Annotated in this window: 15 protein-coding genes; 13 read left to right on the top strand and 2 right to left on the bottom strand. The window is 66.2% G+C overall.

Going from position 1 to position 22,389, the window contains the following annotated elements; translation table 11 throughout:
* Positions 1–493 precede the first annotated feature (493 nt).
* The 3 genes from F2P45_RS08595 to F2P45_RS08585 all read left to right on the top strand — a co-directional run bounded on the left by F2P45_RS08595 (position 494) and on the right by F2P45_RS08585 (position 4,143).
* On the top strand, positions 494–1,399 hold the full coding sequence (locus tag F2P45_RS08595; RefSeq protein WP_223164696.1) for an NAD(P)/FAD-dependent oxidoreductase: 906 nt from the start codon (positions 494–496) through the stop codon (positions 1,397–1,399).
* A gap of 45 nt (positions 1,400–1,444) precedes the next feature.
* On the top strand, positions 1,445–3,415 hold the full coding sequence (locus F2P45_RS08590; protein WP_166872838.1) for an alpha/beta hydrolase domain-containing protein: 1,971 nt from the start codon (positions 1,445–1,447) through the stop codon (positions 3,413–3,415).
* Between the two features lie 248 nt (positions 3,416–3,663).
* Positions 3,664–4,143, top strand: a complete 480-nt coding sequence (locus F2P45_RS08585) for a hypothetical protein (RefSeq protein WP_166872836.1) — start codon at positions 3,664–3,666, stop codon at positions 4,141–4,143.
* A gap of 15 nt (positions 4,144–4,158) precedes the next feature.
* Here F2P45_RS08585 and rsgA read toward each other — a convergent pair whose 3' ends face one another.
* A complete protein-coding gene (gene rsgA / locus F2P45_RS08580) occupies positions 4,159–5,220 on the bottom strand; it encodes a ribosome small subunit-dependent GTPase A (RefSeq protein WP_166872833.1) in 1,062 nt (353 codons plus the stop codon).
* Positions 5,221–5,549: 329 nt separating this feature from the next.
* Here rsgA and F2P45_RS08575 point away from each other — a divergent pair, with 329 nt between their 5' ends.
* Complete coding sequence (locus tag F2P45_RS08575; protein WP_166872830.1) at positions 5,550–6,158, top strand: cysteine dioxygenase family protein; 609 nt, start codon at positions 5,550–5,552, stop codon at positions 6,156–6,158.
* A gap of 43 nt (positions 6,159–6,201) precedes the next feature.
* Positions 6,202–7,719, top strand: coding sequence for an NYN domain-containing protein (locus F2P45_RS08570; protein WP_166872828.1), 1,518 nt, complete (start codon positions 6,202–6,204; stop codon positions 7,717–7,719).
* Positions 7,720–7,770: 51 nt separating this feature from the next.
* Here F2P45_RS08570 and F2P45_RS08565 read toward each other — a convergent pair whose 3' ends face one another.
* On the bottom strand, positions 7,771–8,532 hold the full coding sequence (locus F2P45_RS08565; RefSeq protein WP_229504975.1) for a 3-oxoacyl-ACP reductase family protein: 762 nt from the start codon (positions 8,530–8,532) through the stop codon (positions 7,771–7,773).
* A 161-nt stretch (positions 8,533–8,693) separates the two neighbouring features.
* On the opposite strand from F2P45_RS08565, the gene F2P45_RS08560 reads away from it, so the two are divergent.
* The 8 genes from F2P45_RS08560 to F2P45_RS08525 all read left to right on the top strand — a co-directional run bounded on the left by F2P45_RS08560 (position 8,694) and on the right by F2P45_RS08525 (position 22,381).
* On the top strand, positions 8,694–9,119 hold the full coding sequence (locus F2P45_RS08560; protein WP_229504974.1) for a hypothetical protein: 426 nt from the start codon (positions 8,694–8,696) through the stop codon (positions 9,117–9,119).
* Positions 9,120–9,587, top strand: coding sequence for a metallophosphoesterase family protein (locus F2P45_RS08555; RefSeq protein WP_166872825.1), 468 nt, complete (start codon positions 9,120–9,122; stop codon positions 9,585–9,587).
* A gap of 61 nt (positions 9,588–9,648) precedes the next feature.
* Complete coding sequence (locus F2P45_RS08550; protein WP_166872822.1) at positions 9,649–11,142, top strand: sodium:solute symporter; 1,494 nt, start codon at positions 9,649–9,651, stop codon at positions 11,140–11,142.
* 34 nt (positions 11,143–11,176) lie between these two features.
* Positions 11,177–13,036 (top strand): signal peptide peptidase SppA, encoded by a 1,860-nt coding sequence (gene sppA, locus F2P45_RS08545; RefSeq protein ID WP_166872819.1) that lies wholly within the window; start codon positions 11,177–11,179, stop codon positions 13,034–13,036.
* Positions 13,037–13,331: 295 nt separating this feature from the next.
* Positions 13,332–14,630 (top strand): efflux RND transporter periplasmic adaptor subunit, encoded by a 1,299-nt coding sequence (locus F2P45_RS08540; RefSeq protein ID WP_166872816.1) that lies wholly within the window; start codon positions 13,332–13,334, stop codon positions 14,628–14,630.
* Between the two features lie 52 nt (positions 14,631–14,682).
* Positions 14,683–17,781, top strand: a complete 3,099-nt coding sequence (locus tag F2P45_RS08535; RefSeq protein ID WP_166872814.1) for an efflux RND transporter permease subunit — start codon at positions 14,683–14,685, stop codon at positions 17,779–17,781.
* Complete coding sequence (locus tag F2P45_RS08530; protein ID WP_166872811.1) at positions 17,778–20,987, top strand: efflux RND transporter permease subunit; 3,210 nt, start codon at positions 17,778–17,780, stop codon at positions 20,985–20,987. Before F2P45_RS08535 ends, F2P45_RS08530 begins: the two co-directional genes overlap by 4 nt.
* 8 nt (positions 20,988–20,995) lie before the next feature.
* Positions 20,996–22,381, top strand: coding sequence for an efflux transporter outer membrane subunit (locus F2P45_RS08525; protein ID WP_229504973.1), 1,386 nt, complete (start codon positions 20,996–20,998; stop codon positions 22,379–22,381).
* The last annotated feature ends 8 nt before the right edge of the window (positions 22,382–22,389 follow it).

The following is a 22,389-nucleotide window of genomic DNA, read 5'->3' as shown; positions in this document are numbered from 1 at the left end:
TTCCTGACGCCGCACCTCGACGTTGCCATCCTGGCCAGCGGTGCGCTCGCCTACACCAAAACTGCTCGTGTGCATAGTATTGACCCGGGCGTGAAGTAAGCAGCAGGCGGGCCTCATGCAAGGTTTTTCCGACTACAGGACAAAACTCGCAGATTGGCGCCGCTCAGTTGCGACATTGCGTAGGTCGCTCGGTGGCAAGCAGGAGATGACGCACATCGAGCATATCAGAGCGCGTGCGGAAAACTGTATTTATTCTGCCGTGTGTGCAAATACGGCTTTCAGGCCGGTATCGCGGCAATGCCCACGCACCCGGACGTGCCGCTCGATGGCCTTTTTCACAACATGGTTGGCATGGTACGAACGCGGCTTTTGCCAGGTCCATGCCGCCCGGGAGGGCATATTTCGCTTGACCTCGCCGTTTATCGTAACTATCATTGTTACGTTAAATCCCGGAGCGCTTCGCGTCCGGCCAACTATCTTAAGGATGCACACAATGGAAACCCATATGGATACCGACTTTATCGTCGTCGGAGGCAGCTTCGCCGGCATGGCCGCCGCGATTCAACTGGCGCGCGCCAACCGCCCGGTGCGGGTGATCGACGCCGGCCAGCCGCGCAACCGCTTCGCCGCCGCCGCCCACGGCTTCGTCGGCCACGACGGCCGCGCGCCGCATGCCATCATGGCCGACGCGCGCCGCCAACTGCTCGCGTACCCCAGCGCCAGCGTGATCGATGCGACGGTCGACGGCGCGGCGCGCATCGACGGCGGCTTCGAAGTCGTCCTCGCCGGCGGTGAGCGCATGCGCGCCAGGCGCCTGATTCTGGCCAGCGGCGTGGTCGACCAGTTCCCGCCCATCGACGGTGTGCGCGAGCGCTGGGGCACCTCGATCCTGCACTGTCCTTACTGCCACGGCTACGAATTCCTGGGCCGCCGGCTCGCCGTGATCGGCATGATGCCGATGTCGGCCCACATGGCGCAGCTGATCGCGGACTGGTCGCCGTTCGTCACCTACTGCGCCAACGGCATCCCGCTCGACGCGGAGCAGGAGCGGATACTGACAGCGCGCGGCATCCGCATCGAGCACAGCAAGGTGGCCTCGCTCGGCGGGGTGGCGCCGGCGCTGGACGGCATCGTCCTCGAAGACGGCACGCTGGTGCCGGCCGATGCCGCTTTCCTGGCCACGCAAGTGTCCACCAGCCCTCTCGCGCAGCAGCTCGGGTGCGAATTCGACGAAGGCCCGCTCGGTCTCTACGTGCGCACCAACGAGTTCCAGGAAACCACGGTGCCCGGCGTGTTCGCCGCCGGCGACGTGGCGCGCATGCCGCACAACGCCACCTGGGCCGCCGCCGATGGCGTGATGGCCGGCGCGGCGGCGCACCGCTCGGTGGTCTTTGCCTGACGCGGCCGGCCATGCTATCGTCTGGCGGATCACAAGGAGCTGAACTTGACCTGCCTGCGCCATCCGCCATTCCTTTTCGTACTTGCCATGCTGGCCGCCTGCGCGGGACCCGGCGGCCCGGGCTCGCCGGCCGCGCAGGTCGAGCGCTTCGAGATTGTCAGCCGTGGTCCCGCTTTTGACGGCAAGGTCTTCGACGATGCTGGCCCCTACGAGAAGATCGTCGCCATCGCGCACCTGCGCATCGATCCGCGCCACCCGGCCAACCGCGCCATCGCGGACCTGGACAGGGCGCCGACGAGCGGCGGCTGGGTCAAGTACGAAACCGATGTCATCCTGCTGCGCCCGTGCGATGCCGCCAAAGCCTCGCGCGTGCTGGTGCTCGACATTCCCAACCGTGGCGGCAAGCTGGCCCTCGACGTGGTCAACGAAGGCAGCGCGCGCGACGCCGGCAACGGCTTCCTGATGCGGCGCGGGCACACGCTGGCGTGGATCGGCTGGCAGGGCAATATCGGCCTGGCGGCCAACGGCGAATTGGCCGGCACGGCGTTTCCGGCGGCGCGCCTCGGCGACCAGCCGATCACCGGCCAGAGCGTCGAAGAGAAGGTCTTCGACGATATCAAGCCCACGGGCAGCATCGACCTGGCCTATCCCGCCGCCTCGGCCAGCCAGGCGGGCGCGCTGCTGAACGTGCGCGCGCACGCCACCGCGACACCGGTCATCCTGCCGGTTGGCGCGTGGACTTATGCCAGCCCCACGCGGATCGAGATCACGCGCCCGCGCGGGTTCGACGCCGGCGCGATCTACCAGTTCCAGTACGAGGCGCGCGATCCGGTCGTCATGGGCCTGGGCATGGCGGCGCTGCGCGACGTCACCAGCCATCTCAAGTCGGGCATGGCCGACGGCGCCGGCCAGCCCAACCCGCTGGCCGACATCAAGCCCGACGTGGCGCTGGCGCTGGGCGTATCGCAGCCGGGGCGCTTCTTGCGCGACCTGATCTGGCAGGGCTTCAACGCCGATCCGCGCGGCGGCAAGGTGTTCGACGGCGCCATGCCGCTCATCGCCGGCAGCCGCAAGAGTTTTGTGAACCGCCGCTTCGGCCGGCCCGAACGCTACTCCACCGCCCACCTGAACCACTGGACCTATGGCGACCAGTTCCCCTTCAGCTACGCCGTCACGACAGACCCGGTCGGCGGCGCGACCGACGGCATCTTCGCGCGCTGCCAGGCCAGCGACACCTGTCCGAAGCTGATGCACGTCGACAGCAGCCTCGAATTCTGGCAAGGCCGCGCCTCGCTGGTGGTGACCGACGGCGCCGGCAAGGACATTGCGCTGCCGGCCGGCGTACGCGCCTATCTCATGTCGTCCACCCAGCACATGGCGGCCGACCGGGCCACGGTCGGCATCTGCAAATGGACCAACAATACGGCGCAGCAGGGGCCCACGGTGCGCGTGCTGCTCGATCACCTGGTGGCGTGGGCGCGCAGCGGCAAGGAGCCGCCGGCCAGCCGCTTTCCGCAGATCGGCAGCGCCATGCTGACGACGCCGCAGCGCGACGCGGTCGGCTTTCCCGATCTGGGCAAGATTGGCGTCGGCTACCCGGAAGGGGTGAACGAGTTGACGGTGGTCGATTACGCCAGCCTGCCGCCCAGGCCCGCGCCGGACAAGCGCTACCAGGTGCTGGTGCCGATGGCCGATGTGGACGGCCACGATATCGCGGGCATTCGCCTGCCCGATGTGGAGGTGCCGCTGGCGACCTACGCCGGCTGGAACCTGCGCCGGCGCGGCTTTGCCGAAGACCAGCTGTGCGGCCTGAATGGGTTGTCGGTGCCGTTTGCGCCTGTGCCGCGCGCGGGCGATCCGCGCCGCGCGCTCTCGCAGCGCTACAAGTCGCGGCTGGAATACGCCAAGGCGGTGGCGATCGCCGCCAGGGCCTTGCGCGACGATGGCCTGCTGCTCGACGAAGACGTCACCCGTTTCATCGAGCGCGCCAAAGTCGAACAGCGGGTCGGGCCGTAAGGTCATTCTTTACGACCATCGACAAGTTCAATGAGTTCACTTGATTCGTTGATGGTCTGATTCACGACAAGGCGCGCTGCAAAAGCGCGATGGCGGCAATCGTGCAGGCGTAAACTTGTTGCTGCGGTGATGTCCGCGTCAACGGGAGATATTGATGAGCATGAATGCGGTGAATAGCGGTCCGCCAGAACCCGGAAAACAAGCGTGCGTCTGTTGCAGGCGGTGGCGGACCGCCATATGATAGTGATATGGACCGTCGCCTTACAGTGCTCGAAACGCGTTTCGACACAATCTTGCCGACCTTGGCCACCAAAGCCGATCTGGTGGAGTTGCGTCTGGATTTGGAAAGGATGTTTTTCAATTTGCAGGCCAAGCTGAATGACGACATAAACAAGGTGTTCAACGAAATGAACAAGCTGCGCGTGGAGGTCCACACCTCCTTGATGAGCATGGCGAAATGGTGCATTGCCATTGCCATTGCCATCACCGTCATACTTGGGGTCGTCAGCCAAGGTATCTATTTAAACAAGCAGATTGCCGATCAAAGCGTCCATTTAAGCAAGCAAATTACCGATCAAAGCGTCCATTTAAGCAAGCAGATCGCCGATCTTGCGGCTCGGCTGCCACCCGCCGGCGCGCCGGCGGCAGCGGCGCCTCACCGGCCGTCTGCGGCGGAGCTCGCATCCGCTTCCCCGCCGCAAGCGGGCGCCATTACAGCGCATCGTTAAGCCGCTGCCGATCGCTCAGTCGCGCTGCCGCGTTTTGGCATTGTGCGCCTTGATGACCACCTTCCACTTGTTGCGCGCCGCGATCCGGTCCAGCGGCGTTTGCTGGCTGCGCCGTGCATCGCGCAGCAGTTTGCGGTAGTTCAGCAAGCGGTCCGGATCGACCGCCCCGCGCACCGCGCAACCGGGTTCCTCCTCATGCGCGCAATCGCGGAACTGGCAATGCCGCGCCAGCTCGCCAATGTCGTCAAAACTCGCCGCCAGCGCCTCTTCATCGGCATCCGGCTGCCACGAGCGCAGTCCGGGCGTGTCGATGATGCAGGCGCCGCTCGGGCACAGGTGCAGCGAGCGCGCGGTGGTCGTATGGCGTCCGCGATTGTCGCCGCGCCGCACGCCGCCGGTCTCCTGGCTGCCTGACGACAGCGCATTGGTCAAGGTCGATTTGCCCGCGCCCGAGGTCCCGAGCAGGATCAAGGTCTGCCCCGGCGCCAGCCAGGGAGCCAGGATGCGTGCCGGTTCCTCGCCCAGCGCGTTGAGCGCGAACGCCTGCACGCGGCGCGGCAGCCGTTCCGCCAGCTGGCGCATGCGCTCCTCGACCTGATGCCCGATATCGGCCTTGGTCAGCAGCACCACCGGCTCGACTCCGGACGATTCGGCCAGCGCCAGGTAGCGTTCGAGCCTGCGCAGATTGAAGTCGTGGTCCAGGCCCATGACCAGCAGCGCGGTATCGACATTGCTGGCCAGGGACTGGCGGCGCCCGTCGCTGGTGCGGCGCGCAATGTGCGTGACAGGCATCAGGCGCTCCGACAGCCACTGTTCGCCGTGGGCGTGGGTTTCGGCCAGCACCCAGTCGCCCACGGCGAGGGTGCTGTCGCCGGCCTGCAACGACTGCACCAGTCTATTCAGTGAGCGCGCGCGCGATTCGGCCACGCCGTCGTGGATGACGGCCCAGTCGCGGTGGACTTGCGTCACACGCGCGAGCAGCGTGCCTTCCGGTGCGTCGTCGATGGTGGCGAGTTGGCTGGCGACCGATTGCGTCAGCCCGATAGTGCGCAGTGATTCAAAATCGATATGGATCATGATGAGGGTGTGTTCCCGGATTCGTTTGCCCGCGACGCGCGCGGGCACAAGCCGCGCGCAACAGCACGCAGCAAAGGAAAACGGAGGTCGGCGCGCGATCAGGCGCGCATCAACACACGAGGCTCAGTCCGGACTCGGTCCGGAAACTACATCAGGCAGGCGGGTTGTGGCGGGATCAGGCGGCCGACAGGAGGGCAATATCATTCGTATGCATGGTGTAGTCTCCTGCGGAAGTCGATGGAAGCCGCCAGTGTGCCAGCCGGGTGCGCACGCGTCAAGCGCGCCGGGGATGCTATATTCGCTGCACCGGCCAACCTGAAGATGAAGCGATGAACAATCCGTCCCGCCTGCACGACTTCGTACTTGCCTTCACCAGCCTTGTCGATACAGCAGCGCACGACGAGGCGCACATTCTCGAACAGGGCAAGCCGCTCCTGGCCACGTTGATCGCCCACGACGACTGGCTGCCCGCCGCATTCGCCGCGCCTGACCCGGAGCGCTATCAGCAATTCCTGCTCCATTGCGACCCGCGCGAGCGCTTTTCGGTGGTCAGTTTTGTCTGGGGACCGGGCCAGGCGACTCCGGTGCACGACCATACCGTGTGGGGCATGGTCGGTGTGCTGCGCGGCGCCGAACAGTGCGAGGAATTCGCGCCAGCGGCGGGCGGCGGACCGTTGACCGCCCTTGGCGCGCACCATCTGCCCGCCGGCGCGATCGACGTGGTGTCGCCGCGCTTGGGCGACATTCACCGCGTGTCGAACGCCAGCGCGGTCTCGGTCTCGGTCAGCATCCATGTGTACGGCGCGGACATCGGCCGCATCGCACGCCATGTGTACGACCCCGTCACCGGCGCGGCCAGCCGTTTTGTGTCCGGTTACACCAACATCGCCACACCCGATACCGGGCAGTCATTGCCCGGATCGGGTTGTTGCGTATAATCCAAGATCAGCTTGGCAAAACCATCATTAGAGAACAGATCATATGGCTTCATCCTCAGACAACATCAGCATGGCGGTGTTTTGCGACTTCGAGAACGTCGCACTCGGCGTGCGTGACGCGAACTACGAAAAGTTCGACATCAAGCCAGTCCTCGAACGGCTTCTGCTCAAGGGCAGCATCGTGGTCAAGAAGGCGTACTGCGACTGGGAGCGCTACAAGGGCTTCAAGGCCACCATGCATGAAGCGAACTTCGAGCTGATCGAGATTCCCCATGTGCGCCAGTCCGGCAAGAACTCGGCCGACATCCGCCTCGTGGTCGATGCGCTCGACCTGTGCTATACCAAATCGCACGTCAATACCTTCGTCATCATCAGCGGCGACTCCGACTTTTCGCCGCTGGTGTCCAAGCTGCGCGAAAATGCCAAGCAGGTGATCGGCGTGGGCGTCAAGCAGTCCACCTCGGACCTGCTGGTGGCAAACTGCGACGAATTCATTTTCTACGACGACCTGGTGCGCGAAGTAAAACGCGCGGCCGCCAAGCGCGACGAGCGCAAGGTGCAGCCGCAGCCAAAACGCTCGCCCGACGAAGGCAACCGCCGCAAGGAAGAACTCGAAGCGCGCAAGGCCCAGGCCATCGACCTGGTGGTCGAGATGTTCGACGCGCTGGTGTCCGAACGCGGCGACAGCGGCAAGATCTGGGCGTCGCTGCTCAAAGATACGCTCAAGCGCCGCCGCCCCGACTTCAACGAGACCTACTACGGCTTCCGCACCTTCGGCAATCTGCTGGAAGAAGCGCAGAACCGCGGCATGCTCGAATTCGGCCGTGACGAAAAATCCGGCGCCTATGTCTACCGCAGCAGCAATGCGAGCGCCAACAACAACCATCAGGCGCACGCCGTGGAACTGCAAGCACCAGCCATGCAGGACGCGCCGGCGCTGGCCGAGGTAGCCGACGAAGCGGCGGGCAAGCCGGAAGCGCCGCGTCGCGGACGTGGCCGCGGTGGACGCAGCCGCAACGACAATGTCGAAGCGGCCGCACCGGAAACCGTGGAAGCCCCGGAAACCGACGATGAAGCGGAGCAGATCGACGCCACGCCGGTGGCAAGCGTGCCAGCCTGGTACGACCCGCAGCCGGAAACGGTGGAAGCCGAGCCGGTCGTCCCCGAGTCGTCGCGCCGTCGCGGCCGTGGAGGACGCAACCGCAACGAGCCTGCCGAGGCCAGCGTGCCGCAGGCGGTGGAGCCGGTTGCAGCGGCCCCCGCATGGTACGACCCGGTTCCGCAGGTCGAAGATGCAGTGGAACCGCTTGAGCCGGAAGTGGCGCCCGAACCGCCGGTGCAGGAAAAGCGTCGCCCTGCGCGCAAACCAGCGGCCAAAAAGGCTGCCAAGCAGGCCGACGTGGCGCCGGTAGCCCCCGAAGTGACGCCCGAACCGGAACCGGTAGCGCTGGAACTGCCGGCCGAACAGGGCGATGAAGAAGCGCCGGCCAAGCCAGCCAAAAAAGCGATTCCGCGCAGCCGCCGTCCGGCCAAGCCGAAGGCGCCAGCCAAGAGCAAATAGAAGGTCCCACGCGCAGGGACGCCATGCCCTTGCGCGATATGAGCGGAGGATTTACGCCGTAAATCCTCCGTCGACCAGCATTTCGGTCCCCGTCACGAACGACGCTCCCGGCCCCGCCAGGTAAGCGACCGCATTGGCCACATCGGCTCCCGTTCCATATCGTCCCATCGCAATGCCCGGCTTGACCGCGTCGGCAATCGGTCCGTCGGCTGGATTCATGTCGCTGTCGGTCGGACCCGGATGCACCGTATTGACAGTGATGCCGAGCGGCCCCAGGTCGCGCACCAGGCCGCGCGTGAAGCCGGCGATGGCGCCCTTGGTGAGCGTGTAGGCCGAGGCGGTGGCAAAGCCCGAGTAGAGCACCATCGAACTGCCGATGTGGATGATCCGTCCGCCGCTGCCCATATGCCGCAACGCTTCCTGGGTGGCGACGAAGACGCCGGTCACGTTCACGTCCAGCAGGCGCTGGAAGTCGTCCAGCGCAATCTCGGTCGGTGCGCCGAGCAGGTTGATGCCGGCGTTGTTGACCAGTATGTCGATCTTGCCGTAGTCGGCCGCCACGCGCGCCACGGCCGCGCGCACCGCCTGCGGGTCGCCGGCATCGGCCGCGATCGCCAGTGCGCGGCCACCGGCCGCCTCGATGGCGTCGACCACCGCCTGCGCCTTGCCCGGCGACGAATGATAGGTAATGGCGACGATGGCGCCATCGGCGGCGAGGCGCCGGGCGATGGCCGCGCCGATACTGCGCGAGCCTCCGGTGACGATGGCTACTTTGCCTTGCAGGGGCTGGGTCAGGTACATAAACGCTTCCATGGTGGGTATGCGGCGGCACGATCATGCGCGCCACGACCTCAGTAGGGCGTATGCATGGCCGATTTCAAGTGCGGCGCGCACGAAAGCCGGCCGCTGCACGCAATCGCAAAATGGTGCAAACTTCACTTTGTTGCCACGACCGCCCGAAAAGGAAGACTGCCATGCGTATGCTCACAGCCGTTGCGCTCTCCCTGGCCGTCCTCGCCCCCGCCGCGCCGGCGGCGCCACCGGCGGCCAGCCATCCCATTCTGGGCATCTGGAAGCTCACCCTGCCCGATGGGAGCTGCTCCGAAACCTACCGCTTCCGCGGCGACGGCACCACGCTGGTGACCAGCGCGGCCGAAGTGTCCGAGAGCCGCTTCGATATCCCTCCCAAACCGAGCGCCAAAGGCTTCTACAAGCTGGTTGACCGCTACGTCAAGGGTAACGGCAAGGAGGATTGTGCCGGCGCCGTCATGAAGCCCGACGCTTCGGTCACGCACTTCGTTCACTTTCACCCGTCGGGCACCTTGTTCGTGATGTGCGCCGCCGAATCGTTCGAGGCCTGCATCGGCCCGTTCCGGCGCGTGGCGGGGCAGGGGATCTGAATGCTGCGCATCGGCGTCATCTCCGACACGCACGGCTTGCTGCGCCCCGAGGCGCTGGACTTCCTCGCCGGAAGCGACTTCATCGTGCACGGCGGCGATATCGGCAATGCCGGCATCCTGTCCCGCCTGGCCGCGATTGCGCCCTTGACGGTGGTGCGCGGTAACAACGACAAGGGCGACTGGGCGGCAGCTGTCCCGGCCAGCGCGGTGCTGGAGGTGGGCGGCATGCGCTTGTACGCGCTGCACGACATCGCCGATCTCGATGCGGCGGCGCTCCCCGCCGATGTGAAGGTGCTCGTGTATGGACACTCGCACCGGCCGCTGGCCGAGCAGCGCGGGCCGGTGCTGTACCTGAACCCCGGCAGCGCGGGGCCGCGCCGATTCAGTTTGCCGATTACGGCAGCCGAAGTGCTGGTCGATGCGGGGCAGGCGAAGGCCAGCATCGCCCTGCTGATTCCGAGGGGGTGACGGCAGGACCGGCGCCGCACAGTGTATATTGCTGCCCGTTCGCCCATCCAACGAAAATGCCATGTCACCCGCTTTACTCCTCTGCATCCTCATCGGCTACTTCGCCCTGCTGCTGGGCGTCGCCTGGGCCACCTCGCGCAACGCCACCAACGACAGCTTCTACATCGGTAACAAAAGCAGCAACTGGAAACTGGTCGCCTTCGGCATGGTCGGCACCACGCTGTCGGGCGTGACCTTCATCAGCGTGCCCGGCGCGGTCGGGCGCGACGGCTTCGGCTACATGCAGATCCTGATCGGCTACGTGATCGGCTACATCGCGGTTGCGTTCATCCTGCTGCCGCTCTACTACCGCCTGAAACTGACCTCGATCTACGACTACCTGAACCAGCGCCTGGGCCGGCGCGCCTACCAGAGCGGCGCCTCCTTCTTCATTCTCTCACGCCTGCTGGGCGCCACCGCGCGCCTGTACCTGGTCGTGAACATTTTGCAGGCCATCATCCTCGACAGCCTCGGCGTGCCGTTCTGGCTCACCACCCTGGTCATCCTCGGCATGATCCTGCTGTACACCTACCAGGGCGGCGTCAAGACCATTGTCTGGACCGACACCCTGCAAACGAGCTGCATGCTATTCGGCCTGCTCGCCTGCATCGCCATCCTGCTCGGCCAGATGGACCTGTCGGTCGGCCAGGGCCTGGCGCGGATGCAGGAACAGGGTCTCGCGCGCGTCTTTACCACCGCCGTCGACAGCCCCAATTTCTACCTCAAGCAGATCGTCGCCGGCGCCTTCATCGTGCTCGCGATGACCGGCATGGACCAGGAGATGATGCAAAAGACAATCTCCGTCAAGACCCTGGCCGACTCCCAGAAAAACCTGCTGACCCTGACCGTGATCCTGGTCGTGGTGCTGTCGCTGTTCATGTTCCTCGGCGGCCTGCTGTACCTGTACGCGCCGATCGCCGGCGTGGCCGCCACCGGCGACAAGCTGTTCGCCGCCGTCGTCATGGGCCACTTGCCGGTGGCGCTGCAGATTATCTTCCTGATCGCGCTGATCTCGGCCCTGTTCCCCAGCGCCGACGGGGCCATTACCGCGCTCACCTCCACGGTCTGCATCGACCTGCTCGGCCTCACGCGCCGCCAGGACCTGTCGGAGCGCGACAAGGTGCGCTGGCGCCAGCGCGTGCACCTCGGCTTCGCGGCCCTGTTCCTGGTGCTGGTGATGGCGTTCAAACTGGTCGACAGCCCGAGCATGATCGGCGTGATCCTCAAAGTGGCCAGCTACACCTACGGCCCGCTGCTTGGCCTGTTCGCCTTCGGCATGCTGACCGCACGCACCCTCAGGGACCGCTGGGTGCCGCTGGTGGCCATCGGCGGTCCGCTTATCTGCGCTTTCCTTGAATATAATCAAACATTGCTGTTGGGAAGTTATCGCCTCGGGCTTGAGTTGCTCATGATTAATGGCATATTGGTGTTTGCCGGTTTGTGGGCTATTTCCCGGCCGTGCCATGCCCGCATTTCCGAACGGGATGCGGCGATTTCGCTTACAGTAGACGTTTAGCCTTTTACTCACCCCATTTTCCGCCGGAGTACCGATGTCATTTAAACCTTTGTCCACCCTACGCCGGGGTTTCGGCATGTTCTGGAATGCGGTCGACAGCACGCGCCGGGGCGTGCTCAATGTGCTGTTCCTGATCATCGTGGTCATCCTGCTGATGGCGATCTTCGGCGGCGGCGTCAAGCCGATGGCGACCAAGACCGCGCTGGTCCTCGAAGTCAAGGGCGACCTGGTCGAGCAGCACAGCGGCAACGTGCGCGACGCGCTCATGGCCAATGTCGGCGGCGGCGACGTGCGCAAATCGGTCCAGCTGCGCGATGTGCTCACCGTGCTCGATAGCGCCGCCAAGGACCCGCAGATCAGCAGCGTGCTGCTCTTGCTCGACCAGATGGACGGCGCCGGCCTGGCCATGCTCAATGAAGTCGGCCTGGCCGTCGAAAGAGTCAAGGCGGCCGGCAAGCCGGTCATCGCCTGGGGCAGCAGTTTCGACCAGCGCCAGTACCGCATCGCCTCGCACGCCACCCAGGTCTATATGCATCCGATGGGCGCCGTCCACATCGAAGGCTTCGGCCGCTATCGCAACTACTACCGCGATGCGCTCGACAAGGTCGGCGTGACGGTCAACCTGATCAAGGTCGGGACCTACAAGAGCTTCGCCGAGCCGTACATCGGCAACGGCCCGTCGCCGGCCGCCGCCGAAGCGGACGCCTTCCTCTACAACGCCCTGTGGGCCGGCTACACCGCCGACGTCGAGAAAAACCGCAAGCTGCCGGCCGGCTGGATCGCCCAGAAAATCGAAGCGCTGCCGGCCCTGATGGAACAAGCCGGCGGCGACACCGGCAAGCTGGCCCTCTCCGGCAAACTGGTGGACGGCCTGAAAACGCGCGACGAAGTGCGCGCCATGATGATCACGCGCGGCGCCCCGGATGACGACGGCAAGAGCTTCCGCCAGGTTGGCTTCGACGAGTACCTGGCGCGCCTGCGTCCGCAGATGTTCGGCGACGGCGTCGGCGTGATCGTGGCCGCCGGCGAAATCACCGACGGCAATGCGCCGGCCGGTTCGATCGGCGGCCTGTCCACCGCGAACCTGATCCGCAAGGCGCGCGAAGACAAGCAAATCAAGGCGGTCGTGCTGCGCGTCGATTCGCCAGGCGGCAGCGCCTTCGGTTCGGAGCTGATCCGGCGCGAGCTGGAACTGACGCGCGCCGCCGGCAAACCGGTAGTGGTGTCGATGGGCAGTGTGGCGGCGTCCGGCGGATACTGGATTTCGATGGCGTCCGACGAAGTCTTCGCCGACCGCGCCACCATCACCGGCTCGATCGGCGTGTTCGCGATCCTGCCGACGGCTGAAAAAGTGGTCGACAAGCTGGGCATCCACACCGCCGGCGTGACCACCACCTGGCTGGCCGACGCCTACAACCCAATGCGTCCGCTCGATCCGCGCTTCACCCAGGTGATCCAGAGCAGCATCAACCATATTTACAGCGACTTCACCACCAAGGCCGCGGCGGCGCGCAAGACCACCCAGCCGAAGATCGACGAAGTGGGGCAGGGCCGCGTATGGACCGGCGGGCAGGCCAAGGAACGCGGCCTGGTCGACACCATCGGCAGCTACACCGACGCGCTCAAGTCGGCCGCCAAGCGCGCCAAGCTGGCCGAGGGCTACCGCGTGGCCTACATCGAGCGCGACGTGTCGCCGTTCGAGCGCTTCGTGACCATGTTCGGCGCCACCGCCGCGCAAGCGGTCAACATCGAGGTCAAACTGGGCCTGATGCCGAGCGGCGTGCCATCGAGCGCGGTGGCCGAAGTGAGCAAGGAACTGGGCTGGCTGTCCGAAATGACCAACGGGCGCAAGCCGTTCGCGGCGGTCACCCACTGCATGTGCACCGCGCCCTGACGTTTCTGCCGCTGTACGCGGATGGGCTGGCCCTGCCCATCCGCCCGCAAGGCCATCAATTTGTAGCGACTTTGTAACGCCATGTAGCCTGTTACAAACTCGCCCGCAAGACCCGCTCTCCCTATGAAAACGCAGCCGCCGCCGGACCGTCCGTTCCGGTGGCGGCGCGCGCGCGTCCTTACAGCGCACAAATCGCCCCGTTGCGGCGCCCGCCGCCCCTTCCGCGAAACATGCTTTTCGCCTTCTCCATGCTAGAGTTGCTTCAATAATCGTTGCAATCAAGACAAGGAAAAGCATGAACCCACCACCTTCCCAGCCACGGCGCAGCCGCCGTGCCAAGATCATCGGTAGCGTGATTGCCGTCCTCGCCATGGCCGGACTCGGCACACTGGCGTGGTACCTGACCCACCAGCCGGCGGCTGGCCCTGGCGGCGCCCCCGGCGCTCCGGGAGCGGCCGGCCGCGGCGGGCCTGGCGGCGCTCCCGGCGCTGGTGGCGGCGGGCGTGGTGGACGCGGCGGTGGCATGGCCACCACGGTTGGCGTGGCCAGCGCCGAACGGACCGACATCCCGGTCATTCTCGACGCCCTCGGCACCGTCACCGCGGCCGCCACGGCCACGGTGCGCCCGCAAGTGTCGGGCATCCTGCAAAAGGTCCACTTCAGCGAAGGGCAGCTGGTCAAGGCCGGCCAGGTGATGGCCAGCATCGACCCGCGCCCGTTCGAGATGGCGCTGATGCAGGCGAGCGGCACGCGCCAGCGCAACGAAGCCCAACTGGAAAGCGCCAAAGTCACGCTGGAGCGCTACCGCACGCTGCTCACGCAGGACTCGATCGCGCGCCAGGAAGTCGACACGCAGGCCGCGCTGGTCAAGCAGCTGCAAGGCACCGCCATGAGCGACCGCGCCGCCGAAGGGGTGGCGCGCCTGAACCTGAGCTACACCCAGGTCAAGGCGCCGATCACGGGCCGGGTTGGCCTGCGCGTGATCGACATGGGTAACCTGGTCGGCAGCGGCGACGCCAACGGCATCGCGGTCATCACCCAGCTCGCGCCGATCGATGTCGAATTCGCCGTGCCGCAAGACCGCGTGCCCGACCTGCAGGGGCGCATTCGCGACAGCGCCAGCCTGCCCGCCATCGCGTTCGACCGCACCCGCACCGCCTCGCTGGCCAAAGGCGAATTCAAGGCGCTCGACAACCAGGTCGATGTGCAGACCGGTACCGTGCGCGCCAAGGCGCGCTTCGCCAACGACGACCAGGCGCTGTTCCCCAGCCAGTTCGTCAACCTGCGCCTGGAACTGCGCACCATCAAGGACGCCGTGGTGGTGCCGGTGACCGCGCTGCGCCACGGCAGCACCGGCGACTTTGTGTACGTGCTCAATGCCGCCGAGCGCACGGTCGCCGTGCGGCCCGTCACGCGTGGCCAGGCCAGCGTCGACAAGGTCGAAGTGAAAACCGGCCTCAAAGCGGGCGAGCAGGTGATCACCGAAGGCGCAGACCGCCTCAAGGACGGCGCCAAAGTGACCCTGCCGACCGACAAGCCGGCCGCCGGCGCCGGTGGCGGCCGCCGCCGCCAGCGCGAAGGAGCGCCGCAATGATGGTGGCGCGCGATGCGACGCGCGATGCGACGCTCTACGCAAGGGGTGCGCGATGAATCCGTCGGCCCCGTTTATCGCCCGCCCGGTCGCCACCTCGCTGCTGATGCTGGCGATCGTGCTGGCTGGTTTTGTCGGCTTCAAGTTCCTGCCGCTGTCGGCGCTGCCGCAGGTCGACTTCCCGACCATCCAGGTGCAGACGCTGTATCCGGGCGCCAGCCCCGAAGTCATGGCGCGCACCGTCACCGCGCCGCTGGAACGCCGCTTCGGCCAGATGTCCGGCCTGCAGCGCATGAGTTCCACCAGCGCCTCGGGCGTGTCCATCGTCACCCTGCAGTTCGGACTCGGGCAAACGCTCGACGTGGCCGAGCAGGAAGTGCAGGCGGCGATTAACGCCGGCGGCTCGCTGCTGCCGGCCGACCTGCCGGCGCCGCCCGTGTACGCCAAGGTCAACCCGGCCGACGCGCCGGTGCTCACGCTCGCCATCACCTCCGACACGGTGCCGCTGACCGAAGTGCAGAACCTGGTCAACACGCGCCTGGCGCTGAAAATCAGCCAGGTCTCGGGCGTGGGGCTGGTCACCCTGAGCGGCGGCCAGCGGCCGGCGGTGCGCATCCAGGCCGATACCGGCGCGCTGGCCACCTACGGCCTGGGGCTCGACACGCTGCGCAGCGCGATCTCGGGCGCCAACGCCAACAGCGCCAAGGGCAACTTCGACGGCCCCACGCGCTCTTACGCGATCAACGCCAACGACCAGCTCTTGACCGTGCCCGATTACGAAAAACTGATCGTCGCCTACCGCAACGGCGCGCCGGTGCGCCTGTCCGACGTGGCCAAGGTGGTCGACAGCGCCGAAAACGTCAAGCTGGGCGCCTGGGCCAACATGAAGCCGGCCATTATCCTGAACGTGCAGCGCCAGCCCGGCGCCAACGTCATCGCCACGGTGGACGCCATCAAGGAACGCCTGCCCGAACTGCAAGCGAGCCTGCCCGGCGCGCTGCGGCTCGACGTGCTGTCCGACCGCACCACCGGCATCCGCGCTTCGGTCACTCATGTCGAACTCGAATTGCTGCTGGCCGTGGCGCTGGTGGTGCTGGTGATTTTTGCGTTCCTGCACAGCGTGCGCGCGACCGTGATTGCCAGCCTGGCCGTGCCGATCTCGCTGATCGGCACCTGCGGCGCGATGTACCTGCTCGGCTACAGCCTGAACAACCTGTCCCTGATGGCGCTGACCATCGCCACCGGCTTTGTGGTCGACGACGCCATCGTCATGATCGAAAACATCGCGCGCTACATCGAAGAAGGCGAAACGCCGATGGCCGCCGCCATCAAGGGCGCCGCGCAAATTGGCTTTACCATCATTTCGCTGACGGTGTCGCTGATCGCCGTGCTCATTCCGCTGCTGTTCATGGGCGATGTGGTGGGGCGCCTGTTCCGCGAGTTCGCCATCACGCTCGCAATCACGATCCTGATATCGGGCGTGGTTTCCTTGACGCTGGTGCCGATGATGGCGGCGCGCTGGCTGCGCAGCCATGAAGACGAAAAGCCGGGCCGCATGGCGCAACGCACCCAGGCGTTTTTCGATCGCGTGATCGTGCGCTACGACCATGCCCTGAACTGGGTGCTGGCGCGCCAGGGATTGACCCTGCTGGTCGCCCTGGCCACCCTGGTGCTCACCGCCGTGCTGTACATCCTGATTCCCAAGGGCCTGTTCCCGACCCAGGATACCGGCCAGCTCCAGGCAAGGGTGGAGATGCGCCAGTCGATCTCGTACGACCGCATGGCCGAACTGCAGCAGGCGGCCGGCAAGGCGATCCTGGCCGATCCCGATGTGGAGTCGCTCAGTTCCAACGTCGGTGTCGATGCCGCCAACAACACCATGCTGCACACCGGCCGCATGCTGATCAACCTGAAGCACGACAAGGCATCCAGCCAGGCCGAGATCATGGAGCGCCTGCGCCGCCGCGTGGCCGACGTGGCGGGCGTGACCCTGTACCTGCAACCGACCCAGGATTTGACCATCGACGCCGAGAGCGGCCCGACCCTGTATCGCGTCTCGCTCGAAGGGGCCGACAGCGCCACCGTCAGCCAGTGGGCGGGCGCGCTGGTCAAGCACCTTCAGCAAAACAGGCAGGTGAGCAACGTGGTCACCGACGCCGGCGCCACCGGCACCTCGGCGTTCGTGAGCATCGACCGCGACACGGCCTCGCGCCTGTCGGTCACGGCCGCCTCGATTGACGACGCCCTGTACAGCGCCTACGGCCAGCGCATCGTCTCGACGATTTTCACCGAGACCAACCAGTACCGCGTGATCCTGGAAGCGCAGCGCGACGCCCGGATGTCGATTGCCACCCTGGGCCAGTTGCCGATCAAGACCGGCTCCGGCAAAACCACGCCGCTGGCGGCGGTGGCGAACATCACCGAGCAACCCGCTCCCTTGCAGATCACCCATGTGGCGCAATACCCGGCCACCACCATCGGTTTCGACACCGCGCCGGGCGTCTCGCTGGGCCAGTCGGTCGAAGCGATCCGCGCGGCCGCGCTGGAGATCAAGCTGCCGGCGTCGGTCAGCATGACCTTCCTCGGTGCCGCGGGCGCCTACCAGGCATCGCTGTCTAACCAGCTGTGGCTGATCCTGGCGGCGGTGGTGTGCGTGTACATCGTGCTGGGCGTGCTGTACGAAAGCTATGTGCATCCGCTGACGATTCTCTCCACCCTGCCGTCGGCCGGCGTGGGCGCGCTGCTGGCGCTGATGATCAGCGGCCAGGACCTGGGCGTGATCGGCATCATCGGCATCATCCTCCTGATCGGCATCGTCAAGAAGAACGCCATCATGATGATCGACTTCGCCATCGAGGCCGAACGCGAAAAGGGCATGGCTCCGCGCGAGGCGATCCAGCAGGCCGCGCTGCTGCGCTTCCGGCCGATTTTGATGACGACCCTGGCGGCGCTGTTCGCGGCGGTGCCGCTCATGCTGGGCTGGGGCGAGGGCGCGGAACTGCGCCGCCCACTCGGCCTGGCCATCTTCGGTGGCCTGATCGTCAGCCAGCTGCTCACGCTGTTTACGACGCCGGTGATTTACCTCGGCTTCGACAGCCTGGCGCGGCGCTGGTCGCGCAAGGACGCCGTTACCTCGGGCGAGGTTGCCAAGTGAACCTGTCCGAACCGTTCGTCCGGCGCCCGATCGCCACCGTCCTGCTCACGCTCGGCATCGCGCTGGCCGGCATCGGCGCGTTCTTCGTGCTGCCGGTCTCGCCGCTGCCGCAGGTGGATTTCCCGACCATCTCGGTGAGCGCCTCGCTGCCGGGCGCCAGCCCCGATACCATGTCGACCAGCGTGGCCACCCCGCTGGAGCGGCGCCTCGGCGTCATCTCCGGTGTGAACGAAATGACTTCGTCAAGCGGCAGCGGCTCGACCCGCGTGAGCCTGCAGTTCGACTTGAACCGCAAGATCGATTCGGCCGCGCGCGAAGTGCAGGCGGCCATCAGCGCTGCGCGCGCCGACCTGCCGTCCACGCTCAAGAGCAACCCGACCTACCGCAAGGCCAATCCGTCCGACGCGCCCATCATCATCCTGGCGCTCACGTCCAAAACCAAGTCGCCCGGCCAGATCTTCGAGTCGGTATCGAACCTGGTGCAGCAGAAGCTGGCGCAGGTGCAGGGCGTGGGCGACGTGGAGATCGGCGGCGGCTCGCTGCCGGCGGTTAGAGTCGAGCTGCTGCCGTATGCGCTGAACCGCTACGGCGTCTCGACCGAAGACGTGCGCGCGGCGATCCAGTCGACCAATGCCAACCGCCCCAAGGGCGCGATCGAAGGCAACGGCCTGCGCCTTCAGATCTATTCGCAGGCCAGCACCGCCACCGGCGGGCGCAGCGCCGCCGACTACCGCAGCCTGGTAGTCGCCTGGCGCAACGGCGCCGCCGTGCGCCTTGACGACGTGGCCGAAGTGATCGACGGCGTCGAAAACGTCAATACACTGGGCCTGTTCAACGGCCAGCCCGCGGTGATCGTGCTGATCACGCGCCAGCCCGGCGCCAACGTCATCGAAACGGTGGACGGCGTGCGCGCCTTGGTGCCATCGCTCCAGGCACAACTGCCGCAGGACGTGAAGCTGGAAGTGGCCTCCGACAGCACCAACTCGATCCGCTCCTCCCTGGCCGAGATCGAGCTGACCCTGATCATCTCGATTTTGCTGGTGGTGCTGGTGGTCAGCCTGTTCCTGCGCAGCGTGCGCGCCACCATCATCCCGGCGGTGGCCACCGTGGTGTCGCTGCTCGGCACCTTCGGCGTGATGTACATGCTTGGTTTCAGCCTGAACAACCTGTCGCTGATGGCGCTGACCGTGGCCACCGGCTTCGTGGTCGACGACGCCATCGTCGTGCTGGAGAACACCGCCCGCCACATCGAAAACGGCATGGACCGCATGCAGGCGGCGCTGCTCGGTGCGCGCGAAGTGGGCTTTACGGTGTTGTCGATCAGCCTGTCGCTGGTGGCGGTGTTCATTCCGCTGCTGTTCATGGGCGGGCAGGTGGGCCGCCTGTTCCGCGAATTCGCCGTCACGCTGTCGGCCGCGGTGATGATTTCGCTGGTCATTTCGCTCACCACCACGCCGATGATGTGCGCCTGGCTGCTCAAACCGGCCGCCATCGAGCGCCAGCCCGGCCGCCTGTCGCGCTGGGCCGAACGCGGTTTCGACCGCATTCACAAGGCGTACGAGCATTCGCTCGACTGGGCCCTGGACAGCATCGCGCTGGTGATGCTGATCTTCGTGTTCGTGATCGGCCTCAATGTGTACCTGTTTTCCGCCGCGCCGAAAGGCTTCTTTCCGCAACAGGACACGGGCCAGATCAGCGGCGGCATTCGCGCCGACCAGAGCATCTCGTTCCAGGCCATGCAGGCCAAGTTGAAGCAACTGGTCGACATCATCCGGCGCGATCCGGCGGTGGCCACGGTGGTGGGCTTCACCGGCGGCGGACGAGCGGGGGGCGGCTTCATGTTCATCAACCTGAAACCGGTGTCCGAACGTAGCGATGGCGGCCAGGCCGTGATTGCGCGCCTGCGCCCGCAACTGGCGAAGGTGACCGGCGTGTCGATGTTCCTCAACCCGGTGCAGGACTTGCGCATGGGCGGGCGCCAGTCCAACTCGACCTACCAGTACACCTTGAAGAGCGACAACCGCGCCGACCTCAAACTGTGGGCCGGCAAGCTGGCCGATTCCATGAAGCGGCAAAGCGCGCTGGTCGATGTCGATACCGACCAGGCAGAAAACGGGGTCGAGATGTTCGTCCAGATCGACAAGGACAGCGCCGCGCGGCTCGGCATCAACCCGCGCGACGTCGACAATGCGCTCTACAACGCCTTCGGCCAGCGCCAGGTGACGACCATCTACGACGAACTAAATCAGTACAGCGTGATCATGGGCGTGGCGAAGCAGTACCAGCAGTCGCCCGAGGCGCTGAACGATGTGTACGTGCCTTCGCGCGGCACCTCCAGTTCCGGCGGCGCCGCCACGCCGGCCAACACCACCGCCTCGCGCGACCCGTCCAGCGGGCAGGCATTGAGCAGTGAAGCGACCACCATGGTGCCGCTGTCGGCGATTGCCAGCTTTGCCGAAAGCGCGACACCGACCTCGGTCAACCACCAGGACGGCGAACTGGCGACGACCGTCTCGTTCAATCTGGCGCAGGGCAGCAACCTGGCCGACGGGCAGGCCGCCGTCAAGCAGGCGGAGGCCGACATCGGCATGCCGAACAATGTGCGCGGCAGCTTCCAGGGCACGGCGCGCGCGGCCGACGAGTCGAACAAGGAACAGCCGATGCTCATTGCGGCGGCCATCGTCGTCATCTACATCGTGCTCGGGATCCTGTACGAAAGCCTGGTGCACCCGATCACGGTGCTCTCGACCCTGCCGTCGGCCGGCGTGGGCGCGGTGCTGGCCCTGCTGCTGTTCAAGATGGAGTTTTCGATCATCGCCCTGATCGGGGTATTTTTGCTGATCGGGATCGTGAAGAAGAATGCGATCCTGATCATCGACTTTGCGCTGGAGGCCGAGCGCACGCGCGGCCTGTCGCCGCTCGAAGCCGTGCGCGAAGCGTGCCTGCTGCGCTTTCGCCCGATCCTGATGACGACCCTGGCCGCCGCACTGGGCGCCTTGCCGCTGGCGATCGGCTTCGGCGAAGGTTCGGAGCTGCGCCGCCCGCTCGGCATCGCCATCATCGGCGGCCTGATCGCCAGCCAGGTACTGACCTTGCTCACCACCCCCGTCGTCTACGTCGTGATGGACAAGCTGCGCCGGCGCGGCCCCGCCGAGCGCCAGCTCGGTCATCACGCCGACAACGCTGCCTCACCCAATCCACAATGAGTAATCCTATGCGCGCAACTGAGCTCCTTCGTCTTTTACCGCTTGCCGCTGTTCTTCTCGGCGGCTGTGCCGTCGGCCCGGCCTACGTCAAGCCCACCACGCCCGAACCGGCAGCCTTCAAGGAAGCGCAGGGCTGGTCGCCCGCCGCCCCGGCCGATGCGCTCGACCGCGGACCGTGGTGGACCCTGTTCAACGATGCCGTTTTGAACGAGCTGGCTGGACAGATCGACGTGTCGAACCAGAACGTGGCCGCCGCCGTGGCGTCGTATGCGCAAGCGCGCTCGCTGGTCCAGCAGCAGCGTGCTTCTCTGTTCCCGAGCGTGTCGCTCAGTACCAGCGGCGAGCGTTCGGGCACGCGCAATGCCGGCGCGGACAACAACTATCGCCTCAACATCGGCACCAGCTGGGAACCCGACCTGTGGGGCCGCCTGCGCGCCAGCGTGGGCGCGGCCAGCGCCAGCGCCCAGGCCAGCGCCGCCGATCTGGCATCGGCACGCCTGTCGGCGCAGGGCGAACTGGCGGCCAACTATTTCGTGGTGCGCCAGACCGACGCCCAGGCGGCGCTGCTGGCCACCACCATCGAAGGCTACCAGCGGGTGCTGCAGATTACGAGGAACCGCTTCGACGCCGGCATCGCCACCAAGTCCGATGTGCTGCAGGCGCAGACGCAATTGTCCAACGCCCGGATCGATGCCTTGTCGCTGGCGCGCCAGCGCGCCCAGTTCGAACACGCCATCGCTGTCTTGCTGGGCAAGGCGCCGGCCGACTTTACCCTGGCGAGCGCGCCATGGCAGGCGTTCGTGCCGGAGATTCCGGTCGGCGTGCCGTCGGCGCTGTTGCAGCGCCGGCCCGACATCGCCGCCGCCGAACGGCGCGTGGCGGCGGCCAATGAGCAGATCGGCATCGCGCGCTCGGCGTATTATCCGAACATCGGCCTGACCGCCTCCGTGGGCAACGGCGGCAGCCGCGTGTCGGACCTTTTCAGCGCCTCGAACGCGCTGTGGTCCTTCGGCCTGAGCGCGGCGCAAAGCCTGTTCAACGCCGGCGCCACGCGCGCCAGCGTGGCGGGCGCCGAGGCCAGCCAGCAGGCGGCGGTGGCGCGCTACCGCCAGACGGTGCTCGACGCCTTCGGCGACGTGGAAAACCAGCTCTCCGCCACGCGCGTGCTGGCGCAGCAGCTGGTGCTGCGCCGCCAGGCATCCGAATCGGCCGACCAGGTCGAGGCGCAGATCCTCAACCGCTACAAGGCGGGGCAGGTCAGCTACAGCGAAGTGGTGCAGGCCCAGGCCAGCGCGCTGTCGGCGCGGCGCGCGCTGGTGCAGGCGCAGGGCGACCGCCAGAGCACCGCGATTTCGTTGATTCAGGCATTGGGCGGCGGGTGGCAAGCGCAGTAAAATAGATG

This window comes from Massilia mucilaginosa (genome assembly GCF_011682145.1).
GTDB classification, from domain to species: Bacteria; Pseudomonadota; Gammaproteobacteria; order Burkholderiales; family Burkholderiaceae_D; genus Telluria_A; species Telluria_A mucilaginosa.
Note: the sequence above shows the minus strand (reverse complement) of the source record. Positions and strands in the feature narration are given on the sequence as shown.

Bases quoted from the DNA above. Each gene is read 5' to 3' on its own strand.
- F2P45_RS08595 (WP_223164696.1), top strand. From the start codon at position 494: ATGGAAACCCATATGGATACCGACTTTATCGTCGTCGGAGGCAGCTTC.
- F2P45_RS08585 (WP_166872836.1), top strand. From the start codon at position 3,664: ATGGACCGTCGCCTTACAGTGCTCGAAACGCGTTTCGACACAATCTTG.
- rsgA (WP_166872833.1), bottom strand. From the start codon at position 5,220: ATGATCCATATCGATTTTGAATCACTGCGCACTATCGGGCTGACGCAA.
- F2P45_RS08575 (WP_166872830.1), top strand. From the start codon at position 5,550: ATGAACAATCCGTCCCGCCTGCACGACTTCGTACTTGCCTTCACCAGC.
- F2P45_RS08570 (WP_166872828.1), top strand. From the start codon at position 6,202: ATGGCTTCATCCTCAGACAACATCAGCATGGCGGTGTTTTGCGACTTC.
- F2P45_RS08565 (WP_229504975.1), bottom strand. From the start codon at position 8,532: ATGGAAGCGTTTATGTACCTGACCCAGCCCCTGCAAGGCAAAGTAGCC.
- F2P45_RS08560 (WP_229504974.1), top strand. From the start codon at position 8,694: ATGCGTATGCTCACAGCCGTTGCGCTCTCCCTGGCCGTCCTCGCCCCC.
- F2P45_RS08555 (WP_166872825.1), top strand. From the start codon at position 9,120: ATGCTGCGCATCGGCGTCATCTCCGACACGCACGGCTTGCTGCGCCCC.
- F2P45_RS08550 (WP_166872822.1), top strand. From the start codon at position 9,649: ATGTCACCCGCTTTACTCCTCTGCATCCTCATCGGCTACTTCGCCCTG.
- sppA (WP_166872819.1), top strand. From the start codon at position 11,177: ATGTCATTTAAACCTTTGTCCACCCTACGCCGGGGTTTCGGCATGTTC.
- F2P45_RS08540 (WP_166872816.1), top strand. From the start codon at position 13,332: ATGAACCCACCACCTTCCCAGCCACGGCGCAGCCGCCGTGCCAAGATC.
- F2P45_RS08535 (WP_166872814.1), top strand. From the start codon at position 14,683: ATGAATCCGTCGGCCCCGTTTATCGCCCGCCCGGTCGCCACCTCGCTG.
- F2P45_RS08525 (WP_229504973.1), top strand. From the start codon at position 20,996: ATGCGCGCAACTGAGCTCCTTCGTCTTTTACCGCTTGCCGCTGTTCTT.